Origin of the sequence: Halorubrum sp., from assembly GCF_046498025.1 — an archaeon.
In the GTDB taxonomy this organism is placed as follows: domain Archaea; phylum Halobacteriota; class Halobacteria; order Halobacteriales; family Haloferacaceae; genus Halorubrum.
This window is the reverse complement of record NZ_JAWOBM010000017.1, coordinates 74,004-90,834: the sequence shown is the minus strand read 5'-3', so window position 1 is coordinate 90,834 and position 16,831 is coordinate 74,004. Positions and strand designations below refer to the sequence as shown.

At 70.2% G+C, this 16,831-nt stretch carries 17 protein-coding genes; 6 read left to right on the top strand and 11 right to left on the bottom strand.

Annotated features, from left to right (window positions below):
* Window positions 1-39: 39 nt before the first annotated feature.
* The gene (locus R6U01_RS03935; protein ID WP_410285158.1) at window positions 40-1,014 is read right to left on the bottom strand and encodes a transcription initiation factor IIB; all 975 of its coding nucleotides are present in this window, start codon (window positions 1,012-1,014) and stop codon (window positions 40-42) included.
* 202 nt (window positions 1,015-1,216) lie between these two features.
* Between R6U01_RS03935 and R6U01_RS03930 the strand changes: the two genes are divergently transcribed.
* The 3 genes from R6U01_RS03930 to R6U01_RS03920 all read left to right on the top strand — a co-directional run bounded on the left by R6U01_RS03930 (window position 1,217) and on the right by R6U01_RS03920 (window position 3,076).
* Window positions 1,217-1,999, top strand: a complete 783-nt coding sequence (locus R6U01_RS03930; protein ID WP_410285157.1) for a cobalamin-binding protein — start codon at window positions 1,217-1,219, stop codon at window positions 1,997-1,999.
* 102 nt (window positions 2,000-2,101) lie between these two features.
* On the top strand, window positions 2,102-2,656 hold the full coding sequence (locus R6U01_RS03925) for a DUF84 family protein (protein WP_410285156.1): 555 nt from the start codon (window positions 2,102-2,104) through the stop codon (window positions 2,654-2,656).
* 165 nt (window positions 2,657-2,821) lie between these two features.
* Window positions 2,822-3,076 carry a hypothetical protein gene (locus R6U01_RS03920; RefSeq protein ID WP_410285155.1) on the top strand — a complete coding sequence of 85 codons (255 nt, stop codon included), beginning with the start codon at window positions 2,822-2,824 and terminating at the stop codon, window positions 3,074-3,076.
* Between the two features lie 30 nt (window positions 3,077-3,106).
* On the opposite strand, the gene R6U01_RS03915 is transcribed toward R6U01_RS03920, so the two are convergent.
* The 4 genes from R6U01_RS03915 to R6U01_RS03900 all read right to left on the bottom strand — a co-directional run bounded on the left by R6U01_RS03915 (window position 3,107) and on the right by R6U01_RS03900 (window position 7,511).
* On the bottom strand, window positions 3,107-3,715 hold the full coding sequence (locus tag R6U01_RS03915) for a winged helix-turn-helix transcriptional regulator (protein WP_410285154.1): 609 nt from the start codon (window positions 3,713-3,715) through the stop codon (window positions 3,107-3,109).
* Between the two features lie 99 nt (window positions 3,716-3,814).
* Window positions 3,815-4,951, bottom strand: a complete 1,137-nt coding sequence (locus tag R6U01_RS03910; protein WP_410285153.1) for an SPFH domain-containing protein — start codon at window positions 4,949-4,951, stop codon at window positions 3,815-3,817.
* A gap of 99 nt (window positions 4,952-5,050) precedes the next feature.
* Window positions 5,051-5,491 carry an SRPBCC family protein gene (locus R6U01_RS03905; protein WP_410285152.1) on the bottom strand — a complete coding sequence of 147 codons (441 nt, stop codon included), beginning with the start codon at window positions 5,489-5,491 and terminating at the stop codon, window positions 5,051-5,053.
* 16 nt (window positions 5,492-5,507) lie between these two features.
* On the bottom strand, window positions 5,508-7,511 hold the full coding sequence (locus R6U01_RS03900; RefSeq protein ID WP_410285151.1) for a bacterio-opsin activator domain-containing protein: 2,004 nt from the start codon (window positions 7,509-7,511) through the stop codon (window positions 5,508-5,510).
* A gap of 118 nt (window positions 7,512-7,629) precedes the next feature.
* Between R6U01_RS03900 and R6U01_RS03895 the strand changes: the two genes are divergently transcribed.
* Together R6U01_RS03895 and R6U01_RS03890 are read left to right on the top strand one after the other, a co-directional pair.
* Window positions 7,630-8,673: a Brp/Blh family beta-carotene 15,15'-dioxygenase gene (locus R6U01_RS03895; protein ID WP_410285150.1), complete on the top strand. Its 1,044-nt coding sequence runs from the start codon at window positions 7,630-7,632 to the stop codon at window positions 8,671-8,673.
* Window positions 8,674-8,742: 69 nt separating this feature from the next.
* Window positions 8,743-9,495 carry a protein sorting system archaetidylserine synthase gene (locus R6U01_RS03890; RefSeq protein WP_410285149.1) on the top strand — a complete coding sequence of 251 codons (753 nt, stop codon included), beginning with the start codon at window positions 8,743-8,745 and terminating at the stop codon, window positions 9,493-9,495.
* Window positions 9,496-9,579: 84 nt separating this feature from the next.
* On the opposite strand, the gene psmB is transcribed toward R6U01_RS03890, so the two are convergent.
* Window positions 9,580-10,311: an archaeal proteasome endopeptidase complex subunit beta gene (gene psmB / locus R6U01_RS03885; protein ID WP_410285148.1), complete on the bottom strand. Its 732-nt coding sequence runs from the start codon at window positions 10,309-10,311 to the stop codon at window positions 9,580-9,582.
* Window positions 10,312-10,511: 200 nt separating this feature from the next.
* Window positions 10,512-10,685, bottom strand: coding sequence for a hypothetical protein (locus tag R6U01_RS03880; RefSeq protein ID WP_410285147.1), 174 nt, complete (start codon window positions 10,683-10,685; stop codon window positions 10,512-10,514).
* A gap of 314 nt (window positions 10,686-10,999) precedes the next feature.
* Here R6U01_RS03880 and R6U01_RS03875 point away from each other — a divergent pair, with 314 nt between their 5' ends.
* Window positions 11,000-11,785, top strand: a complete 786-nt coding sequence (locus R6U01_RS03875) for a uracil-DNA glycosylase family protein (RefSeq protein ID WP_410285146.1) — start codon at window positions 11,000-11,002, stop codon at window positions 11,783-11,785.
* A gap of 384 nt (window positions 11,786-12,169) precedes the next feature.
* On the opposite strand, the gene R6U01_RS03870 is transcribed toward R6U01_RS03875, so the two are convergent.
* The 4 genes from R6U01_RS03870 to R6U01_RS03855 form a co-directional block, all read right to left on the bottom strand.
* Window positions 12,170-13,369, bottom strand: coding sequence for an asparagine synthase C-terminal domain-containing protein (locus R6U01_RS03870; protein ID WP_410285145.1), 1,200 nt, complete (start codon window positions 13,367-13,369; stop codon window positions 12,170-12,172).
* Window positions 13,370-13,374: 5 nt separating this feature from the next.
* The gene (locus tag R6U01_RS03865) at window positions 13,375-14,058 is read right to left on the bottom strand and encodes a PHP domain-containing protein (protein ID WP_410285144.1); all 684 of its coding nucleotides are present in this window, start codon (window positions 14,056-14,058) and stop codon (window positions 13,375-13,377) included.
* Window positions 14,059-14,726: 668 nt separating this feature from the next.
* Window positions 14,727-14,993, bottom strand: coding sequence for a hypothetical protein (locus tag R6U01_RS03860; protein ID WP_410285143.1), 267 nt, complete (start codon window positions 14,991-14,993; stop codon window positions 14,727-14,729).
* Window positions 14,990-16,726 (bottom strand): Na+/H+ antiporter NhaC family protein, encoded by a 1,737-nt coding sequence (locus R6U01_RS03855; protein WP_410285142.1) that lies wholly within the window; start codon window positions 16,724-16,726, stop codon window positions 14,990-14,992. The genes R6U01_RS03860 and R6U01_RS03855 overlap by 4 nt, the downstream gene beginning before the upstream one ends.
* Between the last annotated feature and the right edge of the window lie 105 nt (window positions 16,727-16,831).

Here is a 16,831-nt window from a genome sequence, read left to right as displayed (position 1 = left end):
CCGAAGCGGAGTAGTCGGGAAAAGAGGGGGACGGGGCGCCTACGCGACGAGGCCGTCCTCGGCCTCCAACAGCTCGTGGTACCGGTTCCGGATGGTGACCTCGCTGATGTCCGCGACCTCCGAGACGGCGGCCTGCGTCGTCTTCTCGTTGGTGAGGAGGGCGGCGGCGTAGACGGCGGCCGCGGCGAGGCCCACCGGCGACTTGCCGGAGTGGACGCCCTTCTCCTTGGCGTTGCGCAGGAGGCTCTTCGCGCGCATCTCGGACTCCTCGGAGAGCTCCAGGTCGGAGGCGAACCGGGGGACGTACTGCTCGGGGTCGGCCGGCTTCACTTCGAGCTTGAGCTCGCGGACGACGTAGCGGTACGTCCGCGCGATCTCCGCCTTCTCGACGCGGGAGACGTCGGCGATCTCGTCGAGCGAGCGGGGGACGCCGGCCATCCGAGCGGCGGCGTACACGCAGGAGGTGGAGACGCCCTCGATGGAGCGGCCCGGGAGGAGGTCCTCGTCGAGCGCGCGGCGGTAGATGACCGACGCCGTCTCGCGGACGTTGTCCGGGAGCCCCTGTGCGCTGGCCATCCGGTCGATCTCGCCGAGCGCCTGCTTCAGGTTCCGCTCCTTGGAGTCGCGGGTGCGGAACCGCTCGTTCCACTTGCGGAGCCGCTGCATCTTCTGGCGCTGGCGGGCGCCGAGCGACCGCCCGTACGCGTCCTTGTCGCGCCAGTCGATGTTCGTCGAGAGCCCCTTGTCGTGCATCGTGTTGGTCGTCGGGGCGCCGACGCGGCTCTTCTCGTCCTTCTCGCGGGAGTCGAACGCGCGCCACTCCGGGCCGCGGTCGACCGAGTCGGCCTCGACGACGAGCCCGCAGTCGGCGCAGACGCTCTCTCCGTGCTCCTCGTCGTTGATGACGTTCCCGCCGCACTCCGGACAGTTGAGCGTCTCGTCGGTTCGTTCCGATTCCTCCGCGTCCGTCTCCGTTCGGGAGCGACTCCCCCGCGTGTGTAGTCGTTCACTCATGGCTAAACCCCCTCTCGGTAACTGAACAGGATCCGAGAGCGATCTTGTCCGATAGACGCCGGAACCGAACTTAAAACGACCGGAACGTGTCGCCGGAAACCCGACGAAAGGACACGATCTATCACGTGTTTTCGGCGAGTGACGCGACCGCCGAGTCGCGCCGACCGAAACGTTTGGGCACCCGGGACCCCGAGTGAGCGTGATGACCGATCCACGCGTCGTCTCGCTGGCGCCGAGCGCGACAGCCACCGTGAGCGCGCTGGGCGCCGCCGAGACGCTCGTCGGCGTCACCCACCACTGCGACCCGGCCCCGGATGCGGGGTCGGCGCACGGCGGGGAGTCCCCCGTCGCCGTCGGCGGGTGGCTCAACCCGGACCTCGACCGCGTCGCCGACCTCGATCCCGACGTCGTCCTCACGAGCGACGGGTTACAGGCCGACCTCGCCGGCGACTGCCGCGACCGGGGGTTCGACGTCCGCCACCGGGAGCCGGCGACGCTCGACGAGGCGGTCGCGTCGTTCGCCGCCCGCGGCGCCGACGTGGGGGACCGTCCGGCCGGCGAACGACTCGCCGAGGAAGCCCGCGAACGGCTCGATCAGATCGCCGAGGCGGTCGCGGACCGTCCGCGCCCGACCGTCTACTGCGAGGAGTGGTCGGACCCGCCGATGGCCGCCGGCAACTGGGTGCCCGACGCCGTCCGCGCCGCCGGCGGCGAGTACCCCTTCGTCGACCCCGGCGAGCGGTCCCGCGAGGTCGACCCGGCGGGCGTCGAGGCGGCCGACCCCGACCACCTCGTCGTCCACGTCTGCGGTCACGGCGACCGCGTCGACCCCGCGACCGTCACCGAGCGCGACTGGTCCGTCGACGCGCCCGTCCACGTGATCGACGACTCGCTGTTGAATCAGCCGAGCCCCGCCCTGATCGACGGCGTCGAGCGGCTGGCGAGGCTCTTTCACCCCGAGGCGTTCCCGGAGGCGTCCCCGTAGCCGCACGGAGCGACCCGACTGTCGCCGCCCGGAATCGACCCGACTGTCGGCCCCGCGGCGCCGACTCGGTGCCTATTCGTATCCCGTCGTCCAACCGCGGGTATGCGAGTCGGCGTCGGCAGCGGCAACCCGGTGAAGCGACGCGCGGTCGAACTGGCCTTAGAGTCGTCGGAGGGGACCGCCCTCGTCGACGAGGCCGACGGCGATCCCGCGACCGTCGCGATCGAGTCGGTGCCCGTCCCGTCGGGCGTGAGCGAGCAGCCGACGGGGCACGCCGAGACGATCGCCGGCGCGGAGAACCGCGCCGAGGCGGTCCTCGACGCGGGCGAACACGACCTCGGCGTCGGGGTCGAGGGCGGCGTCGCGCGGTTCGACGGCACCGACGGGCTCTTCCTCGTCATGTGGGCGGCGGTCTCGGACGGGTCGCGCACGGGACGCGGAGCCGGACCGAGCCTCGAGCTCCCGGCCGACGTCGCCGCGCGGATCGACGCCGGGGCGGAGCTCGGTCCCGTGATGGACGACCTCCTCGACACGACGGGGGTCGCGAGGCGAGGCGGCGCCGCGGGGGCGCTCACGGCCGGCCGCGTCGACCGCGCCGACGCGCTGGCGGCGGCGGTGGCGGGAGCGCTCGGTCCGTTCGTCTCGGACCTGTACTGAGCCGCTCTCGCCGAGCCGGGGCGAAGCCCCGATGGTTCGATGATCGTACCGAAATCGGATAGAGGCCCGGGGGCCGCCCGGCCGCTCGTCGGGGAAACCGCTAGACTGCGGGGTGTTAACCGGACCTACCAACCCGTTTATGAACGGAGGACGCGTCCGTCCGGTATGAGCACGGTTCAACCGGAGACGGTCGCCGCAGAGCCCGCCGCCCTCTCCGCGAAACAGGCGCGTATCCTGCGCTACCTACGCGAGAACGCCGGCGAGCGGACGTACTTCAAGTCGCGACTGATCGCCGACGACCTCGACCTCTCGGCGAAGGAAGTCGGCGCGAACATGACCGCCGTCGCGGACGCGGCGAAAGACATCGACGTCGAGAAGTGGGGGTACTCCTCCGGCACGACGTGGATGGTCACGGCCTAGGGGCCAGAAAACCGTCGCCGACGGCGTCGGCTACGGGTCGTAGGCGACGAACTCGGCCGCGTCGTCGGCGAACGAGACCGCGTCGGCGTCGAACGAGTCGGCGTACCGGACCACGAGGGTGAGCAGCCGCTCCGGCTCGGTCAGCGCGTAGCCGTCGGTCCGGTCGAGCAGCCCGGCGTCGTCGAGCGCGGCGGCGGCGGCGCTGATCGTCGGCCGCGAGACGTCCAGGGCGGCCGCGAGTTCCGCACCGGTCGCGTCCGGGTCGCGCAGCAGCGCGAGCACCATGCCCCGGGGAGTGTCACGGCGGAGGTAGCCGAGCGCGCGCTTGTCGAGGTCGTCGAACCGACCGGCCGGGAAGTACCGGCGGTAGTCGGCGTCCTTCGTCGACTCGACCTCGCCCGCCTCCTCCAGCTTCCGGAGGTGGTACTGCGCCTCGCCCGTTCCCAGCCGGAGGTCGTCGCGGAGCTTCGAGAAGTGGGCGCCGGGGGTCGTCGGCACGTACCCGCGGATCGCCTCGCGGGTCTCGTTGGTGTCGTCCCCGCCGTCCGCGCTCGCGGTCCCGACGAACGGCGCGGCGGCTCCGATCGCGGCGAACCGCCGGAGCGTCTCGCGCTTCCGTCCGTCGAACCCCTCAGTCACGCGAGGGGATAGTCGACGGCGCGACAAAAGCACTTCGTTCGGGGCGGAATCGGCGGATCGGACGGCGCGACCCGCTCCGTTGCGACCGGGTGCGCCCGATCAGGTCTCGCGCTCGACCTCGCTCTCGGGTGGCTCCTCGTCCATCTCCTGAATGACCTCGTCCGCGGACTTGATGTCCGCGCCGGCGCCGCCGCTCTTGACCGCCTCGGCCTCCTTCTCCAGCTCCTCGACGTCCATCTCGGCGGACTCCTCGATCTGTCCGAGGATCTCGTCGATGTCGTCGAGCCCGAGCATCTTGCGGGTCTCGTCGTCGAACTCTTGGCCCTCTAACCCCTCCATCTGTTGCACGTCGGAGCCGGAGAGCGCCTTGCCGTAGCGGCCGACGAGGCTGGTGAGCTCCTGCGGGAGCACGAACGTCGTCGACTCGCCTTTCCCGATCTCCGCTAAGGTCTCCATGCCGCGCTCGATGATGGCGCGCTCGCCCATCGACTCCGCGGAGCGCGCGCGCAGGACCGTCGAAATCGCGTCCCCCTGCGCCTCGAGGATCTGGCTCTGTTTTTCACCCTGCGCGCGGATGATGTTCGACTGCTTGTCACCCTCCGCCTGCTCGACCGCCGAGCGGCGTTCCCCCTGCGCCTCCAGGATCATCGCGCGCCGGCGGCGCTCGGCGGAGGTCTGCTGCTCCATCGCCTGCTGGACCTCCTTCGAGGGGTTGACCTCGCGGACCTCGACGCTCTCGACGCGGATCCCCCACTCGTCCGTCGGCTCGTCTAACTCCTTGCGGATCTTCGCGTTGATCTCCTGGCGTTTGTTCAGCGTGTCGTCGAGTTCCATGTCGCCGAGGACGGCGCGGAGCGTGGTCTGCGCGAGGTTCGAGACGGCGTTCTTGTAGTCGTCGACCTCGAGGAACGCCTTCTTGGCGTCCATCACCTTGATGTAGACGACCGCGTCCGCCGTCACCGGCGAGTTGTCCCGCGTGATCGCTTCCTGACGCGGGACGTCGAGCGTCTGCGTCCGCATGTCGAACGCGTACGTGCGGGAGACGAACGGCGGGACGAGATTGATACCCGGTTCCAGCAGCTTCCGGTACTCGCCGAACACCGTGAGCGCCTCCTTCTCGTAGGCGTCGACGATCTCGAACGACTGCCAGAGCGTGACGATCACGAGCAACAGGAAGAGCAGGCCGATGCTCACCAGGCCAAAGTCGAAACCGAGTTGGAGGGTAACCGAGTCCATGCCCTGAAGTTAGGCCAAGCCGTTCTTAATACTTCTCCCGGATGGCCGCCCGATCCGCCGATACGCGGCGGTATCGGCGCTCGATTCGCGGTGACGGGGTCACGCCGCCCCGGTCTCGAACCGCTCCGCGACCGCGTCGAGCGTCGCCCGGACCTGCCGCTCGTTGAACCGCCTGACGACCGGCTCACCGAGGGCGGTCAGCGCGTTCTCCGGGAGGTCGTACGTCGCCGCGTACGTCAGCCTCGTCCCTCCGTTCGCGGGCTCGAAGGTCAGGTCGATGGTCCCGGTCAGCCGGCCGCGGAGTTCGAACGTCATCCGCTCGTTCGGTTCGTGAACCGTCTGGACGATCGCCCCGTCGAAGCCGAGCCCCGCCATCCGGTAGGTGTACGACAGCCGCTTCCCGCCGTTCGGGAGCCGTTCGATGTCCCTGACGTCCTCGAGTCGAGGCGTGACTGCGGCGTGGTTGTGAGGGTCGTCGAGGAAGGCGAAGACGGCGTCCACGTCGGCGTCGATCTCGACTGAGTCGCGCGCGGTGAACATCGGCCTGGCGACCCCCTCAGTTCCGCGAGCGCGGGTTGACGTACGCCTCCACCAGCTTGCGTTCGGCCGCCCGGAGGTGCTGGTGGAACGTCTGTCGAGTGATCCCCATCCGCTCGGCGATCTCCGATCCGTCGACCGGCCGAGGCCATTCGAAGTACCCGTTCAGTTCGGCCGTCTTCAGGGCCGACCGCTGGCGGTCGGTGAGCCGTTCGTCCACGGCGGAGGCGAACTCGGTCAGGCTCCGGTCCCGGCTCTCGCGCTCGACCCGGGAGCGGAGCTCGACGCCGTCGTACTCCGTCCGGAACACGTCGAGCATCCTCCGCACGTCCTGCTCGGGCGGCGCCTCGATGGTCAGGCTCGCGCTCGTGGCGTCCGCGGTGGCCTCGACGACGACACCGCCGTACTCCGCGAGCCGCGTCAACGGCGGCGACTCGGTGGCCGTCACGGCGAGAGTCACGTCGTCGTTCTTCTCGGATACCGCTCGGACGGAATCGACGAACGACAGCTCCTCGACGGCGCTCACGTCGTTCGTCGGGCTCGTCACCCGGAGGTACAGCTCGCAGGCGTCGTCGTCGAGGCGCGTGGTCCCGAGGTGTTCGATCGGCCCGCCGATCGCGTCGGCGACCCGCGAGAGCGAGAACGAGGGGTCCCCGATCGCCACGCAGAGCTCTACGACCCGGTCGGTCGTGAGGATGCGCGTCGTCTCCACCGAGTGCATTCCGTTCGCTATCATCTTCCCGACCGACTCGCACACCTTCCGCTCGCGTCGGTCGAGGGCGTTCCCCTCGCTGCTGTAGATCCCGAGCAGGCCGTACCGGCGCTGGCCGTAGGTGATCGGGACGACGAGGAGCCGCGGGGCGCCGGCCGTGCTCGGCGAGAGCGGTCCGCCGGAGGCGCTCCCGGCCGAGCACCCCTGTATCTCCTCGGTCTCGACCGCCTGAGCGACCTCCTGCGGCGTCTCCTCGAGCGAGAACGACGACCCCGCGTCCACGGGGATACCGCTCGCCGCGGTCACGTCCAGCCGCCCCGTCGCCGAGGAGATATCGCCGATCCACCCGCCCATGTACCCAGGTTCGTCAGCGATCTCCTCGCAGACGCGCTCGGCGATCGTCTCTCGGTCTCGGCTCTCGACGAGGATCCGGCTGATCTCGCTGAGCAGTCCGTTCACCCGACCCAGAACCCGGTCGAGTACCCGGCGCTCCGTCGCGAGCTTCTCCGCGCGCTCCTCGGCGAGCTGCTCCGCCTGCTTGCGGTCGGTGACGTCGTTTTGAAACCCGACGTAGTGGGCCAGGTCGCCGTCGGCGTCGTACACGGGGGCGACCGTCAGCTCGTTCCAGAACGGCGTCCCGTCGCGGCGGTAGTTCCGGATCTCGACGGTGATCTGCTCCTCCTCCGAGATCGCCGTCGAGAGCCGTTCGACCGTCTCGGGGTCAGTCCCGGGCCCCTGCAGGAAGCGCGGGTTCCGGCCGAGTGCCTCTTCGGTCGGGTACCCCGTGTGGTGCTCCCACGCTTCGTTGACGTACACGAGCGGGTAATTCGGGAGTTCGGGGTCGCTGAGGCTGACGCCGACGGGCGCCTCGCCCACGGCCCGGCTGACCTCCTGTGCGGTGGGTTCGTGACCCGAGATGTCCTGTTTGGCTCCCGGTGCCCGCTCGGCGGAACAGACCGTCGAGACGTCGGTCACGAGCCGATCGATCGACGCGGACCCGTTCTTGTGGAGGAACTCGTCGACGCCGCTCTCGAAGGCGCCCTCCAGAACCTCCTCGTCCTCCACCGCGGAGAACATCACGATCGGGACCTGAGCGTCCGACTCCTCGATCGCCTCCGCGAGCGCGAGGCCGTCGTCGCCCGGGAGAGAGTACTCGCTCACGACGCAGTCGTACTCTCCGGTAGTCACCTTCGCGATCGCTGACGTGGCGTTGTTGACCGTCGTCACGTCGAATCCGGCGGCGCCGAGCGCTGATATGATGCGATCGCTCCCCTTCTCGGGATGGACCAACAGGGTCCGGGAACCCGGCATGACTCTCCGTTCGTCGGCCGTCAAATTAAGGTTTGATACTGGCGGCGCGAGCGCCCCTTATTAAAACACTGTATAATTTTGGTGTGTGCCCAACATGCCGGCACCCGTACATGCGGGTATGTCCACGCGAGCCGTGAGCCATGCCCGTCGTCGACTTTTCGGGGAACCGGAGCGAACTGCCGTCGACGCATCGCGTGCCGCGCTGGCGGTCCTCACCGTCGCGTTCGCCGGTTTGTACGCGACCGGTACCGAACCGACGCTCCGCACGCAGATGCTCGTGTACCTGGTCGGAATGGTCGCGCTGAACCTCCCGCACGGCGGCTACGAGCACTTCTCGAACCTCAGGCGGCGCGGGCTCCCCTTCGGCGCGCGGTACGTGGCGCTGTACCTCGCGTTCGTCGTCGGGTTCGTCGGGCTGTTCGTCGTCGCGCCGCTGCCGGCGCTCGCGCTCGCGTTCGGGACGGCGGTCGCGAAGGGCGGGCACGGTGACCTCCACGTGATGGACGCGCTCGTCGGCACCGACCACCTGGTCTCGCGGCCGCAGCGCGCCCTCGCGGCGCTCGTCCGCGGCGGCGCCGTCATGGTCGTCCCGGCGGTGGCGTGGACCGAGACGTTCTACGGGTTCACCGGGTACATGCTGACCGTGTTCGACGGACGGCTCGTCGGTCCGGCGGCGAGCTCCCCCGAAGCGGTCACCACGGTGCTGGGCGCGGCCTACGGCCTCGGCGTCCTCCTCCACCTCGGCGGCGGACTCGCGGCGGGCGGAGGCGTCACGCAGTCGTGGCTGCTCGACGCCTTCGAGACGCTGCTGCTCGTCGCCTTCTTCGTGTTCGTTCCCGTGGTGATCGCCATCGGGCTCTACTTCCCCCTGTGGTACTCGCTGCGGCAGTCCGCCCGGAGCATGGTCGTCGAGGAGGCGAGACCCAGCCGGACCGAGGGCGTCTCGGTCGTGATGGCGTGGGGCGTACTCGTCGTCGGCGCGCTGGTGACCGCGCTGGTCGCGACGTCGCTGTGGGTGATCGCCCCGAACCCGCTCGCCGGCGCCTCGCTGCTGCCGGGGGCGGTCGCGTTCTACACCATCTTCGTCTGTATCATCGCGCTTCCGCACGTGGTCGTCGGCGAGTGGCTCGACTTCGGACGGGGGATCTGGTACGTCCCCTGACCTGTCGCCTGCGGCCCGACCGCTCGGCAGATAACAAGCCCTAAAACCCGGCTCGTCGACCGATCCGGTATGCGTTTCCGGTTCGTCGAGCGGCTCGGGCTCGCGGACGCGGTGACGGTGGCGAACGCCGCGATCGGCTTCCTCGCAGCCGTCGCGGCCACCGTCGACCTCGAACTCGCGGCTCGACTGGTGCTGCTCGCCGCCGTCGCCGACGGACTCGACGGCGTCGTCGCCCGACACCGCGGCTCGACGGAGGCCGGCCCCTACCTCGACTCGCTGGCCGACGTGGCCTCTTTCGGCGTCGCCCCCGCGACCCTCGTTGCGGTCGTCGTCCTCGACGCGGCGTCGTTCGCGAGCGACCCCGTCTTCGTCGGCGTCGGCGTCGGCGTCGCCGCGCTGTTCGTCGCAGCCGCAGTCGCTCGTCTCGGGCTGTACACGGCGTACGACAGCGACGCCCGCGAGACCGTCGGCGTGCCGACGACGCTGGCGGCGACGATCCTCGCGGCCGCGGTGATCGCCGGCTACACCAACCCCGCGCTCCTGGTCGCGGTCACCGCCGCGTTCGCGGTGCTCATGGGGACGACGATCACGTATCCGGACCTCCACGCGCAGGACGCGCTCGTGATGGGCGTCGTCCAGGCGGCGGTCATCCTCACCCCGGTCGGTCACGTGGCCACCGCGGCGCTCCCGCCGTGGATCGGCGAGGGGTTCGCGTTCGCGCTGCTGTTCCTGTCGTGCGGCTATCTCCTCTTCGGCCCGTGGTTCTACTGGGGAGACGGGATCCGGTCGCCCCCGGGCAACGCCGGCGAGCGGCGGGCCTGACGTCCCGAACGGAGACCGGTGGCTACGTAACGGGAGCGGTACGGAGAAAGAGCCAGATCGTCGAGCGGGTTCGGCGGGCCCGGACTACAGGAGCTCGTCGAACTCTTTGTAACGCGTGATGTCGACGCCATCCTCGGTGACGACGGCGACGTTGATCCCGTTGCCGGACGCGAGGTCGCGCTCGACCGCGGACTGGATCGCCTTCGCGACGATGGTCTCCGCCTCCTCGATGCTGAGCTCGTCGTGGTACTCCTGCTCGAGGACACCGAGCGCGTACTGGGAGCCGGAGCCGGTGACGGTGTACTCCTCCTCGGTGGTGCCGCCGAGGGCGTCGATGGAGTAGATGTGGGCGCCCTCGTCGTCGACGCCGCCGAGGATCGGCTGGACGATGAAGAACGCGCCCGTCCGGAGCAGGTTCCCGGTGAGCGTCGACAGCGCCTCCATCGACATGTCCTTGCCGCGACGGGTCTCGTAGAGGCTCGTCTCGGCCTTGAGCGTGGAGATGAGGTTCTGGGCGGCGGAGACGGAGCCCGCGATGGTGAGGGCGCCGCGGGGGTGGATCTCCTCGACCTTCTGGACGTCCTTCGAGGAGACCATGCCGCCGAGCGAGGCGCGCATGTCGGTCGCCATCACGACGCCGTCGGGAGTCTGGACGCCGACGGTCGTCGTTCCGGTCTTCATTTCGCCCTCGCCGTCGGACTGCGCCGCACGGCGCTCGCTGTGTTCGAACTCGCCGAGCTCGGGTCCGAAGACGGGCTGGTCACGGCCCAACTCGTCAGCCGGCCCCTCGGAGAGGTCGCCAGTCGGTGTTCGCATTACGCCCCGCTTAGCCCGGCGCGCTGATAAAGGCAACCCTTCGGGGACCGCCCGCCGGTTCCGACGGGCCTATCGGGTGTGGACAGACGCGGGTCGCACGTCGCCGTCGAGTCGGGGATTCCCGCGGCGACATCGCCGCTCCGCGTCGGGCGAGCAGCGGCGCCGCTAGCGGGCGGTGACGGACGGTCGAGAACGGTCGTCTACTCGTCGGTGCGCTCGTACACCTCGCCGGTGGTCTCGACGAGACGGCCGACGGGGACGTTGACACCGAGGCGGTTGCGAGCGAAGACGGCCACCGGGAACAGCGAGATACCGAGCGCGATGGTCGCCTGGTGGATCCCGAAGAGGGCCGCCGAACGGATGCGGTCGAACATGAGTCTTCGGCTGACTGGAACGGTGGGGTATATAAATAGCTTCCGGGGTCCGTGGCAGGGTCACCCCGACGCTGTCGTGCGTTTTCAAATTATAAATTAACTATTATGAAGTATAGTCGGCGGACCGTCACGATCGGGATATCAACGGCGGTGTGGACCCCGCTCGTTTCCATAAGTTATCGGTATCCACTCCGCCTCGTGCGCCTCGCATCCGGTCGCTCGCAGTCGCCCGCGACCGCGTCGAGACGATCACGCGGAGCCGGCACCGACGGAGACCGAACGGGATTTATCCGCGGCGTCTCATACGGTGAGGCGTGCAGAACGTTACCGACCAGACGCGCAACCCCTTCGGAATGCGGCCGGACTGTCGGTCGTTCGTCCCCGGCTACGGCGACGCCAACGCCGAGTTCCACGTGGTGGGCGACCACCCGGGCGTCCACGGCGGCGTCGAGAACGGGGTTCCGTTCACCGGCGAGCCGTGGTCGGCGGCGTTCCTCTCGGCGCTGTCCGAGGCGGGGCTGATCGGCGGCCTGGCCGACGGCGTGTCGCCGGACGGAACGGTCGCGCCCTCGAGCGAGACCGCCGCGGCGACCGACGGAGACGCGACGACCGACGGAGACGCGACGACCGACGGAGACGCGGCGACGACCGGCGGAGACGCGGCGACGACCGACGGACGGGGAGCGGAGCCCGAGCCGGTCCGCACTAAGTGCACGTACTTCTCGTACCTCCACATGTGCGTGCCCGACGGGGAGCCGACCGCGGCGTCGTACGACGACATGGAGCGGTTCTTCGACGCGGAGCTCCGGGCGATCGCCGCGCACGTCCTCCTCCCGGTCGGCGCCCGCGCGACCGAACACGTGCTCGAGCAGTACACGGCGCGGGCGTGGAAGACCGAGATCGACATGGACGCGCTCCACGCCGAGGAGCTCCTCGGCTCCGGGTGGCTCGTCGTTCCGGTCAAGGACCCCGCCGAGTGGGAGGCGGGCGACGCCGACCGACTCGTCGACGCGCTCCGCGAGTTACAGTCGACCGACTTCCGGCGCGAGAGCGACCTCGGACGCTTCATGGCCGGACGCGAACCGTACCTCGTCCGGTGAGCGCCCGGACAGAGACCGGCTCGGTCGATCGACCGCGCGTCGACCGCCGGGCGGATGCTCGTGCGGTTTCGTCCCTCCTCCGACGTGTGGATCGGTACATCCGGATCGAGACCGGCGATCCGGTGCCTGATCGTCAGTAATAGGGCGACTACGGCAGTCATATTTGTCACTACTCCCCGGATTTTATACCAGTCCCCGTTATTCCTCACCGGACGCCCGAACGATCGGGCGTCGGCCGTAGGACTGGTACTCCATACGGCGGCTTGGTCAGCAGCGGCCCTCGCGGGCCGTTTTTCGTCGACGCGCCTCGATCGCGGAGCGGCGGCGCCGGACCGGGAAGCGGGACCGACCGGGAGCGCGCCGCGGTCACCGAGCGCGCGGGCGTCAGTCGGGTGCGAGCAGCTCCTCGAGATACCGCCCGACGTGGTCGTCCATGCGCCGCTTGAACCCGGCCCGTCGCGCGAGGCGGTCGAGCTCGCGCGAGACGTACGTCCCGTACTGGACCGCCTTCTTGTCCGCCGTCCGGACCGATTCGGGCACTCGCCCGGTCGCCGCCCGCCGGAGCGCGACCTTCCGCTCCCCGTCGATCGCGAGCAGCTCTCCCGGGAGCGCGAGCGCGCTCGCGACGACCCGGTCGTCGAGCAGCGGCGCGACCGGCTCGACCCCGGCGGCGCGGAGCGCGAGCACGTCGCGTTCGAGCTGGTCGGGGAGCGTCCGCACCGTCTCCGTACGGGCTCCGCGCACGGTGTCGGCCTCGACCCGGTCGTCGCTCGCCGGATCGACGACCTTGCTGTACCCGCCGAAGAGCTCGTCCGCGCCCTGCCCGACGGCGAGCCGGTCGATCCCGTCGGCGGCGGCCGCCTCGGCCGCGAGGTACAGCGGCACCGCGATAGCGAGGTCCATGGGGTTGCGGCGCCGCGTCGCGCGGGCGACCGCCCGAACGGCCCGCAGGAGCTCCTCGTGGGTGATCTCGACGACGCGCAGGTCCCGGTCCATGGCCGCGGCCGCCTCGCGGGCGGCCGCGACGTCGTGACACCCCTCGAAGCCGGCGACGTAGCAGGGGGCGTCGGGGGCGCCGGCCGCGACGATCCCCGAGTCGACGCCGCCGGAGAACGCGACCGCGAGCCGGCCGGTCCCGCCGACGCCGTCGGTGCCGTCTCCGAGGTCCCCGAGCGCGGCGTCGATCGCGGCGTCGACTCCCGCCTGTGCGGTCTCCGGATCGGCCGGCAGTTCGTCGGGGAGCGTCCAGACCCGTTCGACGCCGTTCGCGGACGCGACGCTCCCCGCCGGAACCGGCGTCGGGTCGGAGAGGGCGGCGCGGTCGAAGCTCCACGCGCTCGGGTCCGTCGGGGCGCGGGCGGCCGGCGCGTGACGGACCGCCGCGTCGGCGGCCGCTCGTTCCACGAACAGCGGCTGGCGCCCGAGGACGTCCCGGACGAGGACCGGCCCGTGGCGTCCGGGCGGGTCGGCGAGGCGCCCGGCGAAGCCGCGCCCGCCGGGGAGGGGGTCGCGGTCGCAGAGGGCGTCGCGGACGCGGTCGGCCGACGCGCCGCGCAGGTCGGTGTCTGACGGGGAGCCCGCCATCGCGGTCAGCGGAGCGCGTCGAGCGCGCGGAGCGCGCGGCGCTTGGCGCCGCCGCCGAACTGGCGGAGCGAGACGCGCCACGGGGTCCGTTTCCCGACGACGCTGGTCCGACCGCCGCGGATCGCGGAGAGGATCGCGTCCGCCGAGCGCTCGTCTGCGTCGACCTCGGTCACCGCCTGCCCGACCATCTCCGAGATGTGGGCGTCGCTGCCGGCGGTCATCGGGAGGCGGTTCCGGATCGCGAACTTCTCCGCCTGTCGGTTCGAGCGACCCGTGAACAGCCGCGAGTTGTACACCTCGATCGCGTCGGCGTCCGCGAGCTGCTCGGCGGTGATGTGGGCGGCGACGCCGTGACGGGACTTCTGGAAGGGGTGGGGGACGACCGCGATCCCGCCCTGATCGCGGATCCGGTCGAGGGTCTCCTCGAATGGGAGCCCGCTCTCGACGCGCTCGTCGATGCCGAACGCGAGGACGTGACCGGCCGCGGAGGTCACCTCCATACCGACGATGCCGACGAGGCCGTAGTCGGGGGCCATCTCGGCCGCCTGGATACTGGCGTCGATCTCGTCGTGGTCCGTGACGGCGAGCGCGTCCAGCCCGACCGCCGCCGCCTGCTCCAGGAGGAGGTCGATCGGGTCGCGCCCGTCGTAGGACAGCGCGGAGTGCGTGTGGAGCTCGACCGATAGCACGCTCTCCGTTTCGATGGTCGTCTTAAAAAGCGCCCCGGTCCGTCGGTGGTCGGGTCCGACCGCCGCAGGCGGCTCCGTCGCCGGCGACGTGGCAATTAAAAGCCATACGCGGCGGCGCGCTTTCGAGCGGCCGCCTTTGGCGGCCGCGAGGAACCCGCGAGGGAGGCGGCGGCCGGGCGCGGCTCCGCCCGCGCCGGCCCGCCCGCCGAGGCTGGGGAGGCGTGAGGCGCGGTGTTGTGGCGGGGCGGGGCGGGACTCAAAGGGGCAGCCGCGAGGCGGGCGCAGGCGTTCACGAGAGCAGAGCTCTCGTGAGCCAATCAGAACGCAAAGCGTTCTGATGACGACGTAAGCACCACAGAGAGCGAGCAACGCGAGTGACCGAGGAGCGCAACGAGCGTGCGCCCGCCTCGCGGCTGGGGCGTTGGAGGTGTTCACCGTCCCACAGACTGCGACGACGTACTGCCTCGCGGCAGCGAGGCGCGAAGCGCCTCTGGCAGCCGGCGGCAACGCCGCCGGCGACTGAGGCGTTGGAGGTGTTCACCGTCGATCCGCTGTCAGTTATTTATAAATGAACGGCTGAGTCGTTGCGGGTCATCGTCAAATAAGCGGTCGGTCACAGGCGCACGACCGGACACACAACCTCAAAAAAACGGATTCGTTCGACGCGATCAGAACGCGCTCTCGCCGACCGTCTCGCGGTAGGTCCCGGTGCCGCGGTGGGCCGTCTCGTCCCACGTCTCGACCGCGACCCGGACGCGCGTGTTCAGGGCGTCGTCCGGCGCGCCCTCGATCCGGAGCGTCGAGTCGCCGATGCGGGCGACCGTCTCGCCGTCCGCGTCGCCGGTGATCATCACCTCGATCACGTCGCCGGGGTCGTAGCTCGGGGTCGAGCTCCGGAGCGACCAGCCCGCGAGGAACTTCTCGAAGCGGCTCATGCGCGCGACACCTCTTCGGAGATCCGATCGGGAATGTACTCCCGCCCGAAGCCGGTGACCGCGGCCAGCAGGAAGACGATCACGAGGAACCAGCCGTGGAACACGTACGGCACGACCTCGATCGGGTTGACGACCATCTCGGGCCCGTACTGCTCGCCGAGCCCGTCGGGCCCGACCATCACCTGATAGCCGACCAGGACGCCGCCGGCCCACGGGAAGATGTACCCGAGCGCCGAGGTGTTGGCGTCCAAGATGTTCGCGCGCCGGTAGCCGTTGATGTTGAACTTCTCGCCGAGCCGCGCGATGTACGGGGCGATCGCGATCTCCGCGGCCGTGTTGATCGTGATCATGCCGTTGATCGTCGCCGTGCCGAGGACCATCGTCAGCTCCGCGCGGCGGACGGTGGTCGCGACGGAGTCGAGCAGGTACTCCAGGATGGCCTCGAACCCGCCGCCGCGGATCATGATCTGCGCCATCGACACGATCAACAGGGTCAACACGATCAGCGGGAAGAAGCCGATCGCGCCGGCGTAGAGGCTGCCGCCCACGCCCGCGGCCTCCCCCACCTGCACGAACGGGAGCGCCGTCGCGGGCGTGGGGTCGGTCGTCGTGAACACGAGGATGTCGGCGATCGACGAGAGCCCGAACGCGAGGTTGAACGCGATCGCGACGATGAGCCCCCACGAGATCGCCTCGACGATGTGCCGGCCCGCGACCGCCGTCGCGATGACGACGCCCATCGAGATCAGGTGGACCAGTCCGGGCGCCGTCGCCGACTCGCGGAGCGCGGCCGCACCCTCCAGGCTCGCCCCCGAGAGGACCGAGCCCATGATCAGGTACGCGGCGAAAGCGGGCACCGCGGCGATGATCGCGTACTTGAACCGCGAGGCGACGACGCCGCCGATGTCGGCGTCCTGCGTCACCGCGCTCACGATCGTCGTGTCGCTCACGGGCGCGAGGTTGTCGCCGAAGACGGCGCCCGACAGGATCGCGGCGAACAGCAGCACCGGATTCGCGCCGATGAGGACGCCGGCCGGGAAGAAGAGCGTCACGAACGCGACGGTCGCGCCGTAGCCGGTCCCGATCCCGGTCGCGAGCAGTCCGCAGAGGACGAACGCGGCCGCCGGGAACGTCGCCGCGCCGACGTTCAGGGCGTCGGCGGCGAAGATGAGCCCCTCGACGAACCCGCCGACCTGGAGCGTCTCGGCGAACATGCCCGCCCACAGCCACGCCACGATGGCGGTCGCGGCGACGCGCTGGGTCATCCCCTCGAAGATGGTGTCGGCGTACGCCTTCCAGTCCCCGCGCACGAGGAACATGCCGAGAATGGTCCCGACGAGCGCGCCGATCACGAGCCCGTTCGTGTCGCCGATGCCGAGGATCCCGCTCTGGACGATCGCCCAGAAGATGAAGAAGGCGATCGGCACCGTGCTCGCCCACTTGCCGCCGTAGAACGCGATCCGCGGCTCGTTCGGCTCTCCCGACTCGTCGGCGAAGCCGCCGTCGGTGACGGGAACGGGATCGTCGTCCCGCTCGGGGTCCGCCGTCGACGTCGCCGAGTCCGGCGGCGCGGGATCCGGTCGTCCGCTTTCCGTCGGCCGGTCGTTCGGGAGTGTCGAGTCGTCGGTTCGATCCGTCGAGTCGTCGTCGACTCGATTCGCCAAGTCGTCGGTTCGATCCGCCGAGTCGTCGTCAACTCGATCCGCTGGGCCGTCGTCAGGTGGGCCAGTCATGTGTCGTTCCCACGCGCTCGGTGACGGAGGATCCACGTATAACCCTCGTTTCGCGCGTGGGTTATCTGACGGGCGACCGGGTTCGCGCCGGCCGTCTCGCGAGCC